The sequence below is a fragment of the Vallitalea maricola genome (genome assembly GCF_036985595.1).
GTDB classification, from domain to species: domain Bacteria; phylum Bacillota; class Clostridia; order Lachnospirales; family Vallitaleaceae; genus Vallitalea; species Vallitalea maricola.
Genome location: NZ_BTPU01000054.1, coordinates 1 through 17,997 on the forward strand (window position 1 = coordinate 1; position 17,997 = coordinate 17,997).

Consider the following 17,997-nt stretch of genomic DNA (forward strand, 5'->3'; position numbering starts at 1 on the left):
TTGAAAAGCAACTTCAACATATACTCCGTCTTTTTTACCTTCTGCATATGCTATCTGATCATATAATGTATCTTTATTACGATTTCTATATTTTACAAATTCCTTGATACCACCTTCATAATGAAATTCAAGCTCTTGAGGACCTTGTTCTTCTCTAGTATCAATAAATTTGATTTTTAGACCTTTTGTTAGGAAAGCCATTTCTTGTAGTCTTTGTTTAAGTGTATGAAAATCATATACTGTTTCTTCAAATATTTCTGGGTCCGGTTTAAAATGTATATATGTTCCTGTCTTCTCAGTCTCACCGATAACTTTTAATGGATGTTGCACTTTACCTCTTGCATAGTTTTGTTCATATATTTTACCATCAGTATATATCTGAACCTTCAGCCATTCAGAAAGAGCATTAACTACAGAAGCACCAACTCCGTGCAAACCTCCAGATACTTTGTAGCTACCACCACCGAATTTGCCTCCGGCATGTAGTATCGTAAAAACTACTTCTACTGCTGGTATTCCTTTTTGATGATGTATTCCAACTGGTATACCAAATCCATTATCTAATACTGATACTGAATTATCGGGATGAATTGTTATTTCGATATAATCACATCTATCTGCTAATGCTTCATCAATAGCATTATCTACTATCTCATAGACAAGATGATGTAATCCTCTTGATGAAGTACTACCAATATACATACCAGGCCTTTTTCGAACAGCTTCCAGCCCTTCTAAAACTTGAATATGACTTTCATTATATTCAGATAAATTACTCATAATAAACCTCCTGCTATATGTTTAGATACGCATAATTATACGCATATATTTATCTACTATATATGTTAATTAATTAAATACATATGATGATGTATTAATTAAATTGTTATTTATACCTATCCTAACTATTATATATTAGTCTGTAAATTATTGCAAATAGGGCATAACAACTATTTAGTGAATTAATTTCATTTTTTATTATGTAATTCGTATAGAGTCACATTTCCTTCACTTACTTGGTATAATTTTCCAATATCAATACTGTTTTTTATATAATCTTCAACACCTGTACAAGTAACAATAGTTTGAATGTTCTCTAAAGAATTTATCAAGTACTTTTGTCTATCATCGTCTAATTCTGATAATACATCATCTAGAAGTAAAATTGGTGTATCATCTATTTTATCCACAACTAATCTTATTTCCGATAGTTTCAACGATAGAGCAGCAGTCCTCTGCTGACCTTGTGAACCATATTTTCTAATATCTATTCCATTAACTAAGAACATCATATCGTCTCTATGAGGACCGACACTTGTTGTCCCAAATCGTATATCTTTTTCAAGATTATTTTCTAATTTTTGTTTAAAATCTATATTACTTACGTTTTTTTCATATTCTATCTTAAGATTTTCTTTATTACCAGATATATCTGAATGAATTTTATTTATAATTTTGTTTAGATCATTTATAAATTCTTCTCGTCTGTTGATAATCTTAATGCCATACTGGACTAATTGATTATCCCATATACTTATAGTCTCGTCAATTTTATTAATTTTTTTCAAGTTTTTCAATAAATTATTTCTTTGTTTCAAAATTTTTTGGTATTGTTGTAAGTTATGGTAATATATATTGTCCAGTTGACATAATTCTAAATTCAAGAATTTTCTTCTTTCTTTGGGACCATTTTTAATTAATCCCAGATCTTCTGGAGAAAAAATAATAACGTTAACAATACCTAATAATTCATTTAATTTTTTAATAGGTATCCTGTTTATTGCTATACCTTTTCTATTATTCTTCTTGATGTGTATATCTATTACTTCATCAATATCTCGTTTATTAACAGTAAGTTTTATATGTGCTTCACTGTTATTTAAGTTAATTAACTCTTTATCATTGCTTGTCCTATGTGATTTTGAAGTTGCACACAAATAAATGGCTTCAATGATATTAGTTTTGCCTTGAGCATTTTTCCCAAACAATATATTGATTCCATTTGAAAAATCTACAACACAGTACTCATAATTTCTATAATCCTTTAATGATAATGACTTTATAAACATATTTTTGCACTCCAAAAAAGCTAAATTCTTAATAAAAGTTAAAGCACATATAATTCCTAAATGACTTTAATCTCTCCATATCCAGCTACACTAACTATATCTTGTGAATGTATTTTCTTACCTCTTCTTGTTTCTACTTCTCCATTAACACTTACTTCGCCATTAACAATTAATATCTTAGCATGTACTCCTGAATCAGCAGCCCCAGCTAATTTTAATAATTGTCCTAGTTTAATGTATTCATCTTTGATTTTGATTTCTTCCATGTTTTTAATCCTCTCATACTAACTTTAGTTTGATTATCTTATTCTAATTGGAACAATTAGATATTTATATTCATCTCCATCTACCTGCTTAATAATACAAGGACTATGAGGATTAGTGAATTGTAAGTAAATAAATTCTTCATCTATCACTTTTAATGCGTCAATAAAATATTTTGGATTAAATGCGATCTCTAATTCATTACCTTCTTTTTCAATATCAATTTCTTCGTATACATCACCAAAATCTGTATTGGATGTAATAACCATACTATCACTTTGTATAGTAATTTTGATAGGGTTATTTTTGGTTTCTCTAGATATTAAAGCAGCTCTATCAATGCTATTCAATAATTCTTGTTTTTCAACTTTAATCAATGTATCGTAATCTTTTGAGAAGAATTGTTCATATTTTGGAAAGTCCCCTTCTAGAAGTCTTGAAACTATGATACTTTCTTCTAGTTCCAATAATACATGTTTATCTGTAAAATAAATCATTACATCTTTTTCTTCATCTGTATCTAATATCTTGCTGATTTCATTTAGAGTTTTCCCTGGTACAACTACATTGATATTATCGAATTCAGATTCAAAATTTAATTTTCTGATTGATACTCTATGTACATCAAGAGATACTATATTCAATTCGCTATTTTTAATCTCTAATAATTCACCAGTTAATATAGGTCTTATTTCTTCTAGAGCTATAGAAAATATTGTTTGTCTTATCATTTCCTTAAGTTTTAGTTGAGAAACTTTAATGCATTTATCTTTTGATACATTAGGAAGTTGTAAAAAATCATCTCCTGATTGACCTGATATATTGAATTTGGATTTTTCACATATTATAGTAGTGTAATTTTTTTCATCAACTGTTATCTCAACTTGATTATCAGGTAATTTCTTAACTATCTCAGAAAATATCTTAGCTTTTAAAGCAACTGTTCCAGTTTCAATAATATTAGCGTTTACGTTACTTTCAATACCAAGTTCTAGATCATTACTAATTAATTTGAATCCACTTGATGTTGCTTGTAATAAAATACATTCTAAGATAGGTAATGTTGTCCTAGTTGATACTGCTTTCAAAACAGTTGTTACTCCATTTAATAAATCACTTTTACTACAAGTTAGTTTCATAATTGTTAATAACTCCTTTCACACGTGTATATAGATAATATATATTTTTTTATAGTAATTATAATAATAGGGCTTGTTAATATGTTCATAAGTATTCTAAACCCTTATTGTTAGTATCTGTTAATAAATCTAATAAGTCTGTTGATTAATTAATTTTTTTTTATAAAGTATCCACAGGTTGAGAGAGGTTGTACTCCAGCAAAAAGTTTTACACATGTTATACATATATTCTTAACACCCTTATGTTGATAACTTTATAGCCCTAAAAAAAATTATAATGCATTTATCTATAAGTTGAATTTATGACTAATTCCTACGTTATTCATCTTATTTTAAGTACATTATAATTTATTAAATGTAGCTTTTATTTCCCTGTTATTTTTTTTGTAAGTATTTCTATAGTGTTTTTCAATGCACTGTCTTTTTGGATATCTTTACTTATCTTCTCGTATCCATGAATAATTGTTGTATGATCACGTTTACCAAGTATTTGTCCTATCTTAGGTAATGACAAATCAGTTAATGTTCTTGATAGATACATAACTATTTGTCTTGGATAAGCTATTTCTCTTGGTCTTTTTTTAGAAACTATATCTGCAGGGTTAAGGTTATAGTGCTCTGCAACAATCTCTAATATAAATTCTGGTGTTATCTCTTTATCTTTTTCTGGTGTTATCAAATCTTTTAGAGCATCTTCAGCTAATTCCTTGGTAAGGTCTTTATGTACTAAGGTAGAATAAGCGATAATTTTATTGATTCCACCTTCTAGTTCTCTAATATTGGATTTTATGTTTGTTGCAACATATTGAATAACATCATTTGGTAGATTAAGGTGTTCAAGTTCAGCTCTTTTCTGAAGTATGGCCATCCTTGTCTCAAAATCAGGCGGTTGTATATCTGCTATTAACCCCCATTCGAATCTGGATCTTAACCTTTCTTCTAATGTTTCGATTTCCTTTGGCGGGCGATCACTTGATATGATTATCTGTTTTTTTGCTTCATATAAAGTATTGAATGTATGGAAGAATTCTTCCTGAGTTCGTTCTTTTCCTGCAATAAATTGTATATCATCAACTAATAGAACATCTATATTACGATATTTTTGCCTGAATTCTTCATTTTTATCATCTCTAATGGAATTAATCAATTCATTAGTAAATTTTTCTGAAGATACATATAATACTTTTGATTCACTATTCTCCGAGAGAATAAAGTGAGCTATTGAATGCATCAAGTGAGTTTTTCCTAACCCAACACCACCATATATAAAAAGAGGATTATATGCCTCTGCTGGTGATTCAGCAACCGCTAAAGCCGCAGCATGGGCTAATTTGTTGTTGTTACCTACAACAAATGTATCAAATGTATATCTAGAATTGAGGCTATTATATTCATTATTATTAATAGTAGGTTGTCTTTTGCCACTGGACCTTTTTTCTTCTTTTTCTATTTCACTTGGCAGCATAAATTTAATGTTATATATTTCACCTACTATTTCTCTAATTGCGATTATGATCGATTTACTATATTTTCTTTCTATGTAGTCACGACCGATTTCATCATCTGTTTTTATTATGATTGTGTTATCATGTACTCTAATAGGCTCCAGATTTTCTAGAAAAGTTTTATAAGATATTTTTGAAATATCTGATTCATCCCTAAGTAGCTCTTGAATTTTGTCCCATTTTTCAATAACGGAATGACTCATCATATATCCTCCTTTGCATTATTCAGGGTATATTTCCCATATTAACGATACAATCATAATAATATAAAAATATACCGTAAAATGAACATACTTATTCATTTTCATTCTAACTATCTACAGTATATAATACGCTATACGGAACTAATTTTCAATCAAATAATGTTGATGTGTGGATAAAAATTGTTGATAAGTTGGTTTCATAGTATGTTAATAGTGTGGATAACTTGGATAACTCCAATTTTATCCACATTGTGTTGATTAAAATAATGTACAGGCTGTTAATAGTTTTGAATGTGCATAAATATAACTAAAACTAAAACTGTAAATTTTTGTAAATAAATAACAAATCGTCGACTTATCCACATTTTTGATGGCAGTTGTGGATAAATAGTTTTTAACATATTATCCACAAAATGTGGAAAAAACACTAAAAAATTGTGGATAAAAATTTATAGAATTCCTGTTCATCCATGGTTCTGCTTATTAGAAACATTTTTTTCTTGACTAGAAGATAGTTTTTTAATATAATTAGAATAGTGCTTTTATGTAGATGAATCTATGAAGCATTATAATTTTTCGTTAGTATTAGTAAATTATATGTATTTTGATAAAATTGCTTATCATTAAATGGTACATGTTATTTAATAAAAAAAGAACATTGTTGTATACTATGTAATTTTAAAGGAGGTGCTTATTCATGAAAATGACATACCAACCTAAAACGAAACAAAGAAGTAGAGAACATGGTTTTAGAAAAAGAATGAGTTCTAAGAGTGGAAGAAGCGTTTTAGCAAGAAGAAGAGCAAAAGGTAGAAAAAAATTGTCAGCTTAAGGCCTCATTTTGTGGCCTTTTATACTATCCTCCAAACCTGATTTTACTAGAATTAATTGAATTGTTTTTAAGGTTTAATAGAGGTCTTATTACCTTATAGTATGGGAGGAAGTTATTTATGAACAGGACAGAATCGTTAAAGAAAAGAAAAGATTTCAAAATCGTTTTTAACAAGGGTAGATCCCTTGCAAATAATTATTTAGTTATGTATATTTATAGTAATGGAGATTCTATTAATCGGTTAGGAATCTCTGTAAGTAAAAAAGTTGGGAACAGTGTAGTTAGACATAGGGTCACTAGATTAGTAAAAGAAAATTATAGGCTTAATGAGAACAGAATAAAAACTGGATATAATATTGTTGTAATAGGAAGAGTTAACTCTTCAAATGCAAGTTTTAAAGATATAGAAAAATCATTAAACAACTTATTGAGAAAACATAACCTATTAGAATATAAAGAGAAGTGATATATATGAATGTCTTTAAAAATATTTCATTAAAATTTATAATTTTTTATAGAAAATTTATTTCTCCTTTAAAAAAGCCATCATGTATTTATACGCCTACTTGTTCAACGTATGCATATGAAGCTATAGTTAAGTATGGATTTCTAAAAGGAGCTTGGTTAAGTATTAAAAGAATCTTAAGATGTCATCCATTCCATAAAGGTGGATATGACCCAGTACCATAAAATATTAGGAGGAACTAATTTCATGTTATTGTCGAATATTGTTGTTCTAACACAGAGCAGTTCATTTATAATAGGTCCAATAGCTAAAGTTTTTGGTGCGATTATGGACGCTATATATAATTTATTTAGTGCAATAGGTATTGAATCTTTGGGAATCAGTATCATATTATTTACTGTTATTATTAGATTATTAATGTTGCCTTTAGCTTTTAAACAACAAAAATCAATGATTGGTATGCAAGCAATTCAACCAAAGCTAAAGAAAATACAAGATAAGTATAAAAATAAAAAAGATGCAGAATCTCAAAATAAGATGAGAATGGAAATGAGTCAGTTATATCAAGAACATAATGTAAGTCCTTTTGGAGGATGTTTACCATTATTAATTCAATTTCCTATTATCATGTCATTATTTCAAGTTCTCAGAAATATACCAGCTTATATCATGAGCATAAAAGGTATTTACCTTAGTATAATAGCTAGCGTAAGAGGTGTAGCAGGTTTTGGAGATTATATTACAAGTTTGAATGAGGCTGCTAAAATACCAGTTAAGAATTTTGATATAGCTTCTAACGATAAAGTTATAGATCTATTAAGTACTTTTAGTTCATCTGATTGGACTAAGTTTACTGACCACTTTAATTCAGTTGGAGATAAGATCGCACCACTTGTAAATCAGTTAACGGATATTAACTATTTTTTAGGCATCAATTTAGCAGACAAGCCTGACTTAATGTCTATTGGTCTCTTAATACCAGTATTGAATGTTGTTGTTCAGTTTTTAGTTTCTAAGACTACAATGAGCAGTAATAATAAAAATATGGACGAAAAACAAGCTGCTACTAATAAGACTATGATGTATACTATGCCTCTTATTACAGTATTCTTCGTTGTTACAATGCCAGCTGGTTTAGGTCTTTATTGGTTAACAAGTAGTTCTTTCCAATTAGTACAACAAATTGTAATCAACAAACATCTTAAAAAAGACAAAAAATAACCTATATAATTTCGCATAATTTATATAACAAAATAGAACTCACTATAGTTTGTAATGTTTATAAAATCCATAGGATAGCTTTATTATATATACAACTTTTATTTTTTAATTTGAAAAATGAATAGTTTATGCTTGTATAAAAGTTGAATATATAAAATTTAAGGAGGAAAGTTCTAAAATGAATTTTGTTGAAAAAACAGGAAAAAGCGTTAATGATGCTATAACTGAGGCATTAATCGAATTGGGGACTACAAGTGACAAAGTTAACATTGAAGTTATCGATAAAGGTGCAACTGGTTTACTTGGTTTATTTAGTTCAAAATTAGCTAAAGTTAAAGTTACTAAAAAAATAAATTTATCTGATGTAGCTACTGAGTTTTTAGAAAATATATTTAGGGTAATGAATCTAAAAGTTGAAATTGTGGCTCAACTAAACGAGCAGAACTTGGATATTGAGTTGAGTGGTCCAAGCATGGGAGTCCTTATTGGTAAAAGAGGACAAACACTGGATTCGTTACAATATTTAGTAAGTTTGGTGGTTAATAAGGAATCAGATAAGTATGTAAGAGTTAAATTGGATACAGAGAATTATCGCGAAAGAAGAAAAGAGACTCTTGAGAATTTAGCTAAGAATTTATCTTATAAAGTAAGAAAAACTAATAGAAAATTTAGCCTAGAGCCTATGAATCCTTATGAAAGACGAATAATTCATTCCACATTGCAGAATGATAAATATGTAGATACTCATAGTGAGGGAGAAGAACCATTTAGAAAAGTAGTAATTACACCTAATAATTTCAAAAAGTAATAAAAGGGGGCCTAAGCTCCCGTCTTTATAAAGACCCAAGCTTACGAGCATGGGTTTTTTATCATAATATAGGAAATAAGCAAAAAGGAGATTTGTTATGGTAAATAATACAATAGCAGCTATATCTACTTCATTATCTGCATCAGGTATAGGTATTATTAGAATAAGTGGAGAAGATGCTATTATCATTGCAGACAAATTATTTGTTTCAAAAAAGAATAAAAAGTTGATAGAACAAAAAACACATACAATTCATTATGGTAATATAATTGATCCAGAGTCAAATGAAATAATTGACGAAGTGCTTGTATCTGTTATGAAAGAGCCTAATACGTATACGAAAGAAAATATAATTGAGATTAATTGTCATGGTGGGGTTATAGTAATGCAAAAGATACTTCATCTGGTTTTATCAAATGGAGCTAGGTTAGCTGAACCTGGAGAATTTACTAAAAGAGCTTTTTTAAACGGAAGAATGGATTTATCAAGTGCAGAAGCCGTTATAGATATTATCAATGCAAAAACTGAACTATCTTTGGAAAGTTCTGTTAATCAATTAAAAGGTAATATTTACCGGGAAATAAAGGATATAAGAAGTAAGCTATTAGAGTTGATAGCACATATAGAAGCATCTATAGATTATCCAGAGTATGATTATGAAGAATTAGGCGAAGATATGGTATTAAATAATCTTGATGGTATAAAAGAAAAAGTTAGTAAACTGTTAAATTCAGCCGATGATGGTAAAATTATTAGAGAAGGTATTAAAACAGTCATAGTGGGTAAACCCAATGTGGGTAAATCTTCTCTTATGAATGCGTTATTAAATGAAGATAGAGCTATTGTAACTGCTGTAGCAGGTACAACTAGAGATGTTCTAGAAGAGTATATGAATATAAAAGGTATACCACTTAGAATAATTGATACAGCAGGAATTAGAGAAACAGAAGATATTGTTGAAAAAATTGGAGTTAATAAATCAGAAGAATTGGTTGAAGAAGCTGATCTGATTATAATGATGTTGGATGCTTCAAGTGATTTGACAGAAGAAGATAGATATATATTTAATCTAATCAAAAATAAAAAAACAATTGTTTTATTGAATAAGATTGATCTTCCTGTTAGAATAACAGAAGAATTTGTTTATAAGGAAGTTAAGAATACTAGAGTTATATCTACATCGTTGAAAGATAATAAAGGCTTAGATGATATCGAAAAGGCTATAAAAGATATGTTCTTAATTGGTGATATCAATTTTAATGATAATTTGTATATTACCAATATACGACATAAAGTGTCTCTAGAGAATGCAATAGATAGTTTGAATTCTGTTAAGGAATCAATAGAAATGGGTATGCCTGAGGATTGCTGGTCTATTGATCTAAAGAATTCATACGATTATCTAGGAGAGATTACAGGAGATAGTGTTAGTGATGATATTATTCATCAAATTTTTAGTCAGTTTTGTTTAGGTAAATAAGTTTAATTTATCCTGATAGCCTTGATGGACTAGAGTTAATGTAAAAGGAGTTAATGTATATGAGTTATATTGAAGGAAATTACGATGTAGCTGTTATAGGTGCTGGACATGCAGGTTGTGAAGCTGCTTTAGCTGCTGCCAGATTAGGCCTTGAAACAGTTATATTCTCGGTAAGTTTAGATAGTATAGCCATGATGCCATGTAATCCTAGTATAGGAGGAACATCAAAAGGTCATCTAGTTCGTGAAATAGATGCTCTAGGTGGTGAAATGGGTAAAAATATTGATAAAACGTATTTACAATCAAGGATGTTGAATACTGGTAAAGGTCCTGCAGTTCATTCTCTAAGAGCTCAAGCAGACAAATTTACCTATTCTAAGGAAATGAAAATAATCTTAGAAAACACTTCACATTTAACTATAAAACAAAGTGAAGTAACTGATATAATAGCTGAAGATGGTAAAATTACAGGGGTAAAAACTATTTCTGGCGCTGTATATAATAGTAAAACAGTAATAATTGCTAGTGGAACTTATCTCAAGGCACGTTGTATATATGGAGAGGTTAGTATTAATAGTGGTCCTAATGGTCTGCTTGCAGCTAATCATCTTACTGATAGTTTGAAAAATTTAGGAATTGAGATGTATAGATTCAAAACTGGTACTCCTTCAAGAATTGACAAGAGTACAGTTGATTTTAATAAAATGGATGAACAAAAAGGTGACAATAGAATTGTTCCATTCTCATTCATGAATACAGAAGAGGAAATTAAAAGAAACCAAATATCATGCTGGTTAACTTATACTAATGCAGATACTCATAGTATCATTAAGAAAAATCTTGATAGATCACCTCTTTATAGCGGAGTTATTGAGGGTACGGGTCCAAGATATTGCCCTTCCATAGAAGATAAAGTTGTTAGATTCCAGGATAAAGAGAGACATCAAGTTTTTTTAGAGCCAGAAGGTGAATATACTAATGAGATGTATGTTCAAGGAATGTCAAGTTCACTTCCAGAAGATGTTCAGAGAGATATGTTAAGAACTCTTCCAGGTTTAGAAAAATGCGTAATCATGCGACCAGGTTATGCTATTGAATATGATTGTATCAATCCTTTACAGTTAAATTCTACACTTGAGTTCAAGAATATCTCGGGTCTATATAGTGCGGGACAGTTCAATGGAAGTTCAGGATACGAAGAAGCAGCGGCTCAAGGACTTATAGCTGGTATTAATGCAAGTATGAAGATATTAGGAAAAGAACAGATAGTGTTAGACAGGTCTGATGCTTATATAGGAGTTCTTATTGATGATTTGGTTACGAAAGGTACTAATGAACCTTATAGAATGATGACATCAAGAGCCGAGTATAGATTATTATTAAGACAAGATAATGCAGATATTAGGTTATCATCAATAGGTAATAAAGTAGGCTTAATCTCTGATGAAAGACATAATAATGTGAAAGAAAAAGAAAAGAAGATAGATGAAGAAATAAATAGATTAAAAAATACTACAGTAGGTGCTAATAAAGAGGTTAATGGCTTTTTAGAAAAGTATAATAGCTCTACATTACGTTCTGGTAGTACATTAGCTGAGTTACTTAGACGTCCAGAACTTAATTACGATGTCTTAGGAGAAATTGATAAGAGTAGACCAGAACTTAAATCAGATGTAATAGAACAAGTTAATATTTCTCTTAAGTATGAGGGATATATAAGTCGTCAACAGAAACAAGTAGCACAATTCAAGAAATTAGAGAAAAAATATCTGCCAGATAATTTGAATTATGAAGACATAAAAGGTCTTAGAATAGAGGCTATGCAAAAACTTAATAGTGTCAAACCAAGGTCTATAGGTCAAGCGTCTCGTATATCAGGTGTGTCACCAGCAGATATATCTGTATTATTAGTGTATCTTGAACAACTAAGAAGAAATTATAATTCTTAGATTAATGGATACCTAGAAGCTATAAATAACAATAAGTTAGGATGATGATATGAGATACAATCATATACTAATAGAAGGTGCAGAAAAATTAGGTTTTAAACTAACAGATAATCAGGTAAAACAATTTGATAAATATTATGAGATGTTGATTGAATGGAATAATAAAATCAATCTTACTTCTATTGTGGATGAACAAGAAGTTATTATCAAGCATTTTTTAGATAGTATAGCTATAAAAAATGTTATTGACCTAAGTATAAGCAACAGCTTGATTGATTTAGGTACAGGGGCAGGATTTCCAGGTATACCCCTCAAGATAGTATATCCTCATCTTAAGGTGACATTGGTTGATTCTCTTAATAAAAGAATTAATTTTTTGTCAAATGTTATAGATGAACTGTTACTTGATGATGTTGTATGTATTCATTCAAGAGCTGAAGATCTAGGTAATACTGATCTTTATAGAGAGCAATTTGATATATGTGTATCAAGAGCGGTTGCAGATTTATCTATTCTTAGTGAGTATTGCATTCCATTTGTTAGATGTGAAGGTTATTTTATACCTTATAAATCTAGTAAATCAAATGATGAGATTGAAATATCTAGAAATGCTATAAGTAAATTAGGAGGATTTTTAGAAGAAACCCAGAATGTTGAAATTCCTTTTTCTGAGATAGAAAGATCATTTGTTCTTATTAAAAAGGAAAAGATTACGCCTAATAAATATCCAAGAAAAGCTGGTAAACCTAAGAAAAATCCTTTGAGATAAATAATATTTCCTGGGAAATAATTTTGATTTTGTTAGGATTTTTGATATAATAAGTATAAGATAAAAGAGAGAATAATAATGTTTAATGATTTTCTATACATGATATTATTAGCATCATAATTAGTATATTTTGTATGGAATTTCAATGAGTATTAATGTTTGAGAATTATTATAATGATATGTAATAAGATAGATTTTAAAATACAATTAGTGTAATTTATTAAAATCAAAATTATATTAGCTCTTAATGCAGAGGGTGTTCCCTGAACATCTTAATATAAATAAATTAACTAAAGAAGAGAGGAATAGTTTTGAGTATGATTAATGAATATAATGTAACCTTCATTTCTGTTAATAATATTAGACCTAATCCATATCAGCCTAGAAGAGTATTCGATAAATTAATGTTAGATGAATTAGCTAATTCAATTAAAGAATTTGGAATAATGCAGCCTATTAGTGTTAGACGGATTAATGATGAATATTATGAACTTATTGCTGGTGAACGAAGATTGAGAGCTAGTAAATTAGCTGGTCTTACTGAGATACCTGCAATTGTCATTGATGTAAATGATAAAGATAGTGCTGTTATAGCATTAGTAGAAAACTTACAAAGAGAGAATCTTAATTATATTGAAGAAGCGGAAGGCTATTATAATCTAATTAATGATTATGATTTAACACAGGATGAGGTTGCTAAACAAGTAGGTAAAAGCCAATCTACCATAGCTAACAAGTTAAGATTACTTAAATTAAGTAATAATGTTAAGAAAGTTTTACTTGATAACAGTTTGTCTGAAAGACATGCTAGAGCTTTATTAAAATTACCTAATGAAGAGTTACAGCTTAATATTCTTAATAAAGTAGTTGAACAATCTCTGAACGTTAAAAAGACTGAAGAGTTAATTGATAGAACATTAAATAGATTAATTGAAGAAGTAAACAAGAAAGATAAAGCAAAGGTAAAAAGATATCTAAAAGATATAAGAATATTTACGAATACTATTAAACAGGCTGTTGATATGATGGAGAGTTCAGGTATTGATATTGATTATAAGGTAAAAGAAGTAGATGATTCTTATGAGATCAATATAGTTATACCTATGAACTAATAAGATAAATATGTACATATTTTTTATCTTAAGAAAGTCCTATTTTCTAAGCATATGAAATAGTAATGTTTTCATGCATCAAGGAAACTTTCCTAACGACTGAAACTTCCTACGGAAGAAGGGGCGTAGCCTCTTTTCTTGTGTGTAATTTATATTTTTGTAATGAAAGGTAGTGTTACTTATGATTAATGCTATATATATTAATGGTGATAAAAATATTGAAGATGCTATTTTTGTTAGGAACAAGGTTTTTGTGGATGAGCAAAATATTGATTATAATATAGTTTTCGATGGTGAAGATAAAGAAGCTGTACATGTAGTTGCATATGAAGATAAAAACCCTGTAGGGACAGGTAGAATGGCTATAAAAGACAATCTTTATCTTATAGGTAGGATTGCTGTATTAAAAGAAAAAAGAGGTAACTATTATGGAGATCTAATAGTTAGAATGCTGATTCAAAAAGCTTTTGATATAGGTGCTGATTTTATAGAAGTCCATTCTCAATTACCAGCAGTTAATTTTTATAGAAAGATTGGATTCGAAGAATGTGGAGAAGTGTATCAAGAAGCTGATATTGACCATATTAATATGCGACTTGAAAAAGGTAAAATGAAGAGAAAATGTAATTGTAAATAATAATATATTAAAATTGCCTCCTTAATCAATAGGGAGGCAATTAATATTTTTAGATTAATATTTAATATATTTTTTATAGAATTACGATTGTATTAATTAAAATAAATATTACAAATGTCTATTATATCGGCAGGCTTTTCTAAATGAGGCAATAGTTTTGTATCATGTACATATGAATATTCTATTGCTGGATTTAGAGTTAAATAGCTGTTGATAATATCTTCTGAGTTACCATTATCCCCCATTAATATATAAATGCTATTGTTAATGTTTTCTACTGCATTATTAATGGAAACATTTAAATACTTGCAACATTTTGAGGCATATAAAAATTTGTTATTTGATCCTTGAAGATGTGAAGCTTCATGGTATATAGTTATATATTTCTTTCTAACTAATTTTTTATTGTAATAAAATCTCTTCCTAAGGTTAGCTCTCAAAATATATTTTGAGCAAGCAATATTATATATTGTTGTTCCTAATATAGGTGTTTCCAATACATATTTCAATAATTTATCCTTTTTACTAGGATTCTTTTGTAGTGATGCTATACTGGCTGGGTTAATGAATAGTAATTTGTCAAATATATCTGGATTTTGATAACAAGCCATAGTAACAAATGATGAACTAGAAGAAGAAGCAATTACATCTGTTTTTTCTTTTATGACTTCATTAATGAAATCAGATATCAATTGAACATATAAAAAAGCCGTATAAGTAATTTTAGGTTTGTCAGATCTACCATAACCAATTAAATCTATTGTATAAACAGTATGATTTGATGATAGGTTTTTAACTATTTTTTTAAATTCATAGTCTGAACTTCCCATATATAAACTATGAATCAATAGTATTGGTTTACCTTTTCCTTGTACAGTATAAAATAATTTACCGAATTTCCACCCATAATAATAACTATTACATGAGAATAGGTTATTCCTGATAGTAGAGGTTATGAATATTATTTTATTTATTAACGAGATTGTAATTAACGATATTAAAAAGTAAAATAGATTTTTTGTATGTTTTTTCACTTGCTTTCTCCTTTCTATTATTTTACCTTATAGGAAAGGTATGTTCTAGCGTTTAAAATATAATTTTATAGTAGTTAATTTATCTTTCCTATTTTTACCATTGTACGTTGAACAAATTCATTATACCACATATTTATATAAGATATAGTATAGAACTTTTTTATTATTGTTTTATAGGTAATACGTCTACTATCTATTATGTAGCAAATTAGGAAAAAATTCAATAGAATTATTTAGAATTTATAAAAACGTAATAGTTTGTTAAATTTTCCAATTAAAATACTGAAAATAATAATATTTTATATTATTATATAACAAAAAATATTATTATATAATATGTTTGAATAAAATTATGTAAAATATTACTAAATTTATTTGTTTTTTATGATCCTATTTTCTGGAACATTTTAACTCCTAAGATAGTACTAATATACGTAATTTGCTTGTATTATAATATACTTTAATGATATAATAATATATCTAAAAGTTTAGGTTATATTTTGTCAGTAGGTGTAAATAAAATGTATAAAAATGTAATGGAAAAATTAGATTCCATAATTAATGATACAAAAGAAATTATAAAAGAAAGAAATAAAGAGATTTATGAAATAAGTTCTTTTATTAAAAAAAGATATGTTGAAATAGAAGATAAATTTACAATTCTAAAAGATGAAGCTAACGACATTATAAATAATGTGGCAACGTTAGAGAAAAAGTTAAATCTTAGTAAAACAAAATTATCCATTATTAACAAAAATTGTCATCTGTATACTGACGATGAAATAACATTAGTTCATAAAGAGATTGAAGACATAAAAAATAGATTGACAATTGAATATGAAAAAGAAATGGAAATAGTTCATAAGAGAGATAATCTGGAAAATCAGCTTAAAACAATTAGGCAAATAGCTGAGAAATCTGATTACGTAAGTAATAATTTGGACTTTGCATATGATATTTTATCTGGTGAACTTAATGAAATCAATAATGAAGTTAACAATATGTATACAAAAGAAATATGGGGATTGAAAGTTATAAAAGCTCAGGAAGAGGAAAGATTAAGAATTTCTAGAGAAATGCACGATGGACCGTCACAGAATCTATCTAATCTTATTCTCAAGACTGAACTATGCATTAAATTATTAGATAAGGATATTGATAGAACTAGATTAGAATTACAGTCTCTCAAATCTATTATACGAACAACTATTGATGAAACTAGAAGGATGATCTATAATCTTAGACCAATGGCTTTAGATGATCTTGGTTTAGTTCCTACTTTAGAAAGATATATAGATAAAATTAGAAATGAAGTAAATTATGATATAACCTTAGATGTGATGAGCGGGGAAGATAATGTTAATTCTATTATTTCTTTAACTTTATATAGAATTGTTCAAGAGGCAATAAATAATGCTAAAAAACATTCTAATGCTGCTAATGTAAATATTAAGCTTAACTATAATTCGGAATTTATTGAATTGATAATAAATGATGATGGTGATGGCTTTGATATAAATAATGTAAAACTTAACATGGAAAATAATAGAGGGTTTGGTATTACTATGATGAGAGAAAGAACTAACTTATTAATGGGTGAATATAAGTTAAAATCTGAGAGGGGAATGGGTACAACAATCTATGTAAAGATACCTATTTTGGAAAGCAAGGAGGATATTAATGAATAACATTAAAATACTTATCGCAGATGACCATTCAATGGTTAGAGAGGGTCTTAAACAATTAATTGAGCTGGAAGACGATATAGAAGTCATTGATCAAGCTGGGGATGGTTCAGAGGCAATTCAAAAGATCATAGAGGGCAATCCTGATGTTGTATTGCTTGATATTAATATGCCTCGTAAGAATGGACTAGAGGTCATAAAATATCTTAACGAGAATAATATTCCAACTAAAACTTTAATATTAACTATTCATAATGAAGTAGAGTATCTGTACAAAGCATTTGAAATTGGTGTTCAAGGATATGTACTAAAAGATTCTGAATCAGATGTTTTAATTAAAGCTATCAGAACGATATATAATGGTGAGTCTTATATACAACCCAATATGGCATCTTTATTATTTAAGAGAATGAATAATACTAGAGAAGAAAAAGAAGTAGGGTTCAATAAGTTAACTAAAAGAGAAATAGAAGTTTTAAAACTTATCACTGAAGGTATGTTAAATAAAGAAATAGCACATAATTTATGTATAAGTGAAAAGACAGTAAAAAATCACGTATCAAATATATTCAAAAAAATCAATGTATCAGATAGAACACAAGCTGCAGTTTATGCAATTAAAAATAATATAGTAGATATTTTTTAATTAGTATTCTTCAATTTGTTCAATGGATTTTTGAGAGATTGAGGAGTAGCTAGATATAAGTTATTGAAGTTTAAGTTAATGAACCTTAATACTAGACAAATAGGTTTATTTAATGTATAATTTTTATAATTCACTTATTGTACTCTCGTCTTCGGTGGACGAGAGTTTTTAATAGTTA

The 17,997-nt window shown here is 28.2% G+C and carries 18 protein-coding genes; 12 read left to right on the top strand and 6 right to left on the bottom strand.

Going from position 1 to position 17,997, the window contains the following annotated elements:
- The 5 genes from AACQ14_RS15565 to dnaA form a co-directional block, all read right to left on the bottom strand.
- Positions 1–780: ATP-binding protein (locus AACQ14_RS15565; RefSeq protein WP_339364512.1), on the bottom strand; the 780-nt coding region annotated here is incomplete at its 3' end.
- A 188-nt stretch (positions 781–968) separates the two neighbouring features.
- Positions 969–2,069, bottom strand: coding sequence for a DNA replication/repair protein RecF (recF, locus tag AACQ14_RS15570; protein ID WP_339364513.1), 1,101 nt, complete (start codon positions 2,067–2,069; stop codon positions 969–971).
- Positions 2,070–2,125: 56 nt separating this feature from the next.
- Positions 2,126–2,335 (bottom strand): RNA-binding S4 domain-containing protein, encoded by a 210-nt coding sequence (locus AACQ14_RS15575; RefSeq protein WP_339364514.1) that lies wholly within the window; start codon positions 2,333–2,335, stop codon positions 2,126–2,128.
- Positions 2,336–2,368: 33 nt separating this feature from the next.
- A complete protein-coding gene (gene dnaN / locus AACQ14_RS15580; protein WP_339364515.1) occupies positions 2,369–3,472 on the bottom strand; it encodes a DNA polymerase III subunit beta in 1,104 nt (367 codons plus the stop codon).
- Positions 3,473–3,836: 364 nt separating this feature from the next.
- Complete coding sequence (dnaA, locus tag AACQ14_RS15585; protein WP_339364516.1) at positions 3,837–5,180, bottom strand: chromosomal replication initiator protein DnaA; 1,344 nt, start codon at positions 5,178–5,180, stop codon at positions 3,837–3,839.
- Between the two features lie 697 nt (positions 5,181–5,877).
- On the opposite strand from dnaA, the gene rpmH reads away from it, so the two are divergent.
- From rpmH to AACQ14_RS15635, 10 genes are all read left to right on the top strand, one after another.
- The gene (gene rpmH, locus AACQ14_RS15590) at positions 5,878–6,012 is read left to right on the top strand and encodes a 50S ribosomal protein L34 (protein ID WP_113672970.1); all 135 of its coding nucleotides are present in this window, start codon (positions 5,878–5,880) and stop codon (positions 6,010–6,012) included.
- A 118-nt stretch (positions 6,013–6,130) separates the two neighbouring features.
- Positions 6,131–6,478 carry a ribonuclease P protein component gene (gene rnpA, locus AACQ14_RS15595; protein WP_212693457.1) on the top strand — a complete coding sequence of 116 codons (348 nt, stop codon included), beginning with the start codon at positions 6,131–6,133 and terminating at the stop codon, positions 6,476–6,478.
- Positions 6,479–6,483: 5 nt separating this feature from the next.
- On the top strand, positions 6,484–6,702 hold the full coding sequence (yidD, locus tag AACQ14_RS15600; RefSeq protein ID WP_113672968.1) for a membrane protein insertion efficiency factor YidD: 219 nt from the start codon (positions 6,484–6,486) through the stop codon (positions 6,700–6,702).
- Between the two features lie 22 nt (positions 6,703–6,724).
- On the top strand, positions 6,725–7,699 hold the full coding sequence (locus AACQ14_RS15605) for a YidC/Oxa1 family membrane protein insertase (protein ID WP_339364517.1): 975 nt from the start codon (positions 6,725–6,727) through the stop codon (positions 7,697–7,699).
- Positions 7,700–7,877: 178 nt separating this feature from the next.
- A complete protein-coding gene (gene jag, locus AACQ14_RS15610; protein WP_339364518.1) occupies positions 7,878–8,507 on the top strand; it encodes an RNA-binding cell elongation regulator Jag/EloR in 630 nt (209 codons plus the stop codon).
- A gap of 97 nt (positions 8,508–8,604) precedes the next feature.
- Positions 8,605–9,987 (top strand): tRNA uridine-5-carboxymethylaminomethyl(34) synthesis GTPase MnmE, encoded by a 1,383-nt coding sequence (mnmE, locus tag AACQ14_RS15615; RefSeq protein WP_339364519.1) that lies wholly within the window; start codon positions 8,605–8,607, stop codon positions 9,985–9,987.
- Between the two features lie 59 nt (positions 9,988–10,046).
- A complete protein-coding gene (gene mnmG / locus AACQ14_RS15620) occupies positions 10,047–11,936 on the top strand; it encodes a tRNA uridine-5-carboxymethylaminomethyl(34) synthesis enzyme MnmG (protein WP_339364520.1) in 1,890 nt (629 codons plus the stop codon).
- Positions 11,937–11,985: 49 nt separating this feature from the next.
- Positions 11,986–12,705, top strand: coding sequence for a 16S rRNA (guanine(527)-N(7))-methyltransferase RsmG (rsmG, locus tag AACQ14_RS15625; protein WP_339364521.1), 720 nt, complete (start codon positions 11,986–11,988; stop codon positions 12,703–12,705).
- Between the two features lie 317 nt (positions 12,706–13,022).
- Positions 13,023–13,817 carry a nucleoid occlusion protein gene (gene noc, locus AACQ14_RS15630; RefSeq protein WP_339364526.1) on the top strand — a complete coding sequence of 265 codons (795 nt, stop codon included), beginning with the start codon at positions 13,023–13,025 and terminating at the stop codon, positions 13,815–13,817.
- A 181-nt stretch (positions 13,818–13,998) separates the two neighbouring features.
- Positions 13,999–14,454, top strand: coding sequence for a GNAT family N-acetyltransferase (locus tag AACQ14_RS15635; RefSeq protein WP_339364522.1), 456 nt, complete (start codon positions 13,999–14,001; stop codon positions 14,452–14,454).
- Between the two features lie 92 nt (positions 14,455–14,546).
- Here AACQ14_RS15635 and AACQ14_RS15640 read toward each other — a convergent pair whose 3' ends face one another.
- Positions 14,547–15,488 (bottom strand): alpha/beta fold hydrolase, encoded by a 942-nt coding sequence (locus AACQ14_RS15640; protein WP_339364523.1) that lies wholly within the window; start codon positions 15,486–15,488, stop codon positions 14,547–14,549.
- A gap of 521 nt (positions 15,489–16,009) precedes the next feature.
- Between AACQ14_RS15640 and AACQ14_RS15645 the strand changes: the two genes are divergently transcribed.
- The gene (locus AACQ14_RS15645) at positions 16,010–17,176 is read left to right on the top strand and encodes a sensor histidine kinase (protein ID WP_339364524.1); all 1,167 of its coding nucleotides are present in this window, start codon (positions 16,010–16,012) and stop codon (positions 17,174–17,176) included.
- The gene (locus tag AACQ14_RS15650) at positions 17,169–17,819 is read left to right on the top strand and encodes a response regulator transcription factor (RefSeq protein ID WP_339364525.1); all 651 of its coding nucleotides are present in this window, start codon (positions 17,169–17,171) and stop codon (positions 17,817–17,819) included. Before AACQ14_RS15645 ends, AACQ14_RS15650 begins: the two co-directional genes overlap by 8 nt.
- Positions 17,820–17,997 lie beyond the last annotated feature (178 nt).